Annotated in this window: 1 protein-coding gene and 1 pseudogene; both read left to right on the forward strand. The window is 77.1% G+C overall.

The window, feature by feature from the left end; translation table 11 throughout:
- Positions 1 to 379 (forward strand): annotated as a pseudogene (locus ACTUAL_RS15565) (zf-HC2 domain-containing protein); the annotation flags it as partial.
- Between the two features lie 49 nt (positions 380 to 428).
- Positions 429 to 3,007 (forward strand): chromosome segregation protein SMC (gene smc / locus ACTUAL_RS15570; RefSeq protein ID WP_440900763.1); only part of this gene is annotated, 2,579 nt, incomplete at its 3' end.

A 3,007-nucleotide genomic window follows, 5' to 3' on the forward strand; every position in this document is an offset into this window, starting at 1 on the left:
CGGGGTGCTGCTGGTGGGCGCGCTCCTGGTCACCCCCGGCTGGTTCGCCCGCGAGGACCGCGGACCGGTCCCCGTCGCGTCCAGCACGGCGGTGACCTGGGCCGGGACCGACGCGGGCACCGGCGTCGCGGCCCGCGCCGAGCTGGTCGGCCGGGACTGGGGCACCGAGCTGCTGCTCACCCTCGACGGCGCGCCGGACGGGGCGCGCTGCCGCCTCGTGGTGCACGGGACGTCCGGGCGCACCGAGGTCGCGGGCTGGTGGGGCAGCGGCCCCGCGCGGCACGAGCGCGTGCCGGGGGCCACCTCGGTCGCGCTGGCCGACGTCGAGCGGGTCGACGTCGTGGCCGACATGCGGGTGCTCGTCTCGGTGCGCCCCTGATCAGGCCGTTCGCGCCGGCCGGGGGACGGGCACGGGTAGGGTGCGCGGCGTGCACCTCAAGAGCCTGACGCTGAAGGGCTTCAAGTCCTTCGCCTCGGCTACCACCCTGCGCTTCGAGCCCGGCATCACGTGCGTGGTCGGCCCCAACGGGTCCGGCAAGTCGAACGTGCTCGACGCGCTGCGCTGGGTGATGGGCACCCAGGGCGCGAAGGACCTGCGCGGCGGCAAGATGGAGGACGTCATCTTCGCGGGCACCTCCGGCCGCGCGCCGCTGGGCCGCGCCGAGGTCACCCTCACCATCGACAACGCCGACGGCGCGCTGCCCATCGAGTACACCGAGGTGTCGATCACCCGCCGGATGTTCCGCGAGGGCGCCACCGAGTACGAGATCAACGGCAGCTCGTGCAGGCTCATGGACATCCAGGAGCTGCTCTCCGACTCCGGCATCGGGCGCGAGATGCACGTCATCGTCGGCCAGGGCCAGCTCTCCGCGATCCTGGAGTCCAAGCCCGAGGAGCGCCGCGCCTTCATCGAGGAGGCCGCGGGCGTCCTCAAGCACCGCAAGCGCAAGGAGAAGGCGCTGCGGAAGCTGGAGGCGATGCAGGCCAACCTGACCCGCCTCACCGACCTCACCGCCGAGCTGCGCCGCCAGCTCAAGCCGCTGGGCAAGCAGGCCGAGATCGCCCGGCGCGCCCAGACCGTGCAGGCCGAGCTGCGCGACTCGCGGATGCGCCTGCTCGCCGACGACCTGGTCACCCAGCGCGAGTCGCTGGCCCGCGACGAGCAGGACGAGGCCGCCGCGCGCGCCCGCCGCGCCGAGGTCGAGCGCTCGCTCCAGCAGGCGCAGGTGCAGCAGAACGAGCTGGAGGAGGTCGTGTCCGCCGACGCGCCCAAGCTCCAGCAGGCCCAGGACACCTGGTACCGGCTCTCCGCGCTGGAGGAGCGGCTGCGCGGCACGGTCCGGCTGGCCGTCGAGCGCGAGCGGCACCTGAAGGCGTCGGTGGACGCGCCCAGGGGCGGGCGCGACCCGGAGGAGCTGGAGGCCGAGGCCGAGCAGACCGCCGCGCTGGAGCTGGAGCTCCAGGAGGGCGTCACCGAGGCGCGGGTCGGGCTGGCCGAGGCGGTCGAGACGCGCGCCGAGCTGGAGCGGATGGTGTCCGCCGCCGAGAAGGCGCACCTGGCGGCCGTGCGGGCGATCGCCGACCGGCGCGAGGGCCTGGCCCGGCTGTCCGGGCAGGTGGAGGCGCTGCGGTCCAAGACCAACGCCACCGCCGAGGAGATCGAGCGGCTGTCGGTGGCGCTGACCGAGGCGGTCGAACGGTCCGAGGTCGCCCAGGAGGAGCTGGCCGAGGCGCGCGAGAGCACCGACAGCGAGGACGAGGACGACGCGGGCGTCCAGGAGCGGCACCGGCACGCCGTCGAGGCCGAGGACGCGGCCCGGCGGCGGGTCGAGGAGCTGGTCAAGGCCGAGCGCGCGGCCGAGCGGGACATCGCCTCGTGGAAGGCGCGCGTGGACGCCCTCTCGCTCGGGCTCACCCGCAAGGACGGGGCGGGCGCGCTGCTCGCGTCCCAGCTGCCCGGCCTGCTCGGGTCGGTCGCGGCGCTGCTGACCGTGGAGCCCGGCAACGAGGTGGCGCTGGCCGCCGCGCTCGGGCCGGTCGCGGACGCGATCGCGGTGGCCTCCGGCGACGACGCGCTCGCCGCGCTGGAGCTGCTCACGTCCGAGGACGCCGGGCGCGCGGGCGTGGTCATCGGCGGCGGCGAGCCGCCCACCGGCGCGCTGCCCGCGCTGCCGGGCGGCGCGCGCTGGGCCGTCGACCTGGTCCGCGCCCCCGAGGCGCTGCGGCCCGCCGTGGCCCGCGCGCTGCACGGGCTCGCCGTGGTCGCCGACCTGGCCGCCGCCGACGCGCTCGTGCGGGCGCACCCGGAGCTGCGGGCGGTCACCGGCGAGGGCGACCTGCTCGGGTCGGACTGGGCGACCGGCGGGTCCGGGCGCAGCCAGAGCGTCATCGAGGTGCAGGCCGCCGTGGACGAGGCGTCCGAGAAGCTCGCGCTCGCCGAGCGGGCGCTGGAGCACTCCGGGCCCGCCCTGGACGGGGCGCGCGCCGAGCAGCAGGCCCGGCGCGGCGAGGCGTCCGCCCTCAAGGAGCAGCTCAACGAGGCCAAGGTCCGCAGGGCCCGCTCGTCGGAGCGGCTCAACCGGCTCGCGGCGGCCGTGCGGTCCGCCGAGGCCGAGGTGGAGCGGGCGCGCGGCCAGCGGGAGAAGGTCGAGGCCGCCCGCGAGGAGAACCTGCTCAAGCTCGCCGAGCTGGAGGAGCGCCTCCTGGTCGCCGAGGAGCAGCCGCTGGACGACGAGCCCGACACCGCCCAGCGCGACGAGGCCGCCGCCGAGCTGGCCTCCGCCAGGCAGGGCGAGATGGACGCCCGGCTGGCGCTGCGCACCGCCGAGGAGCGGGCCCGCGCGCTCCAGGGCAAGGCCGAGGGCCTGCGGCGGGCCGCGCGCGCCGAGCGGGAGACGCGGGAGCGCGCGCAGCGGGCGCTGGCGGCGCGGGCGCGCGGCGCGGTCGTCGCGTCCGCCGTGGTGCGCGGCGGCGAGGTCGCGCTGGAGCGGATCGCGGTCTCGCTGGA

The organism is Actinosynnema sp. (assembly GCF_052038725.1).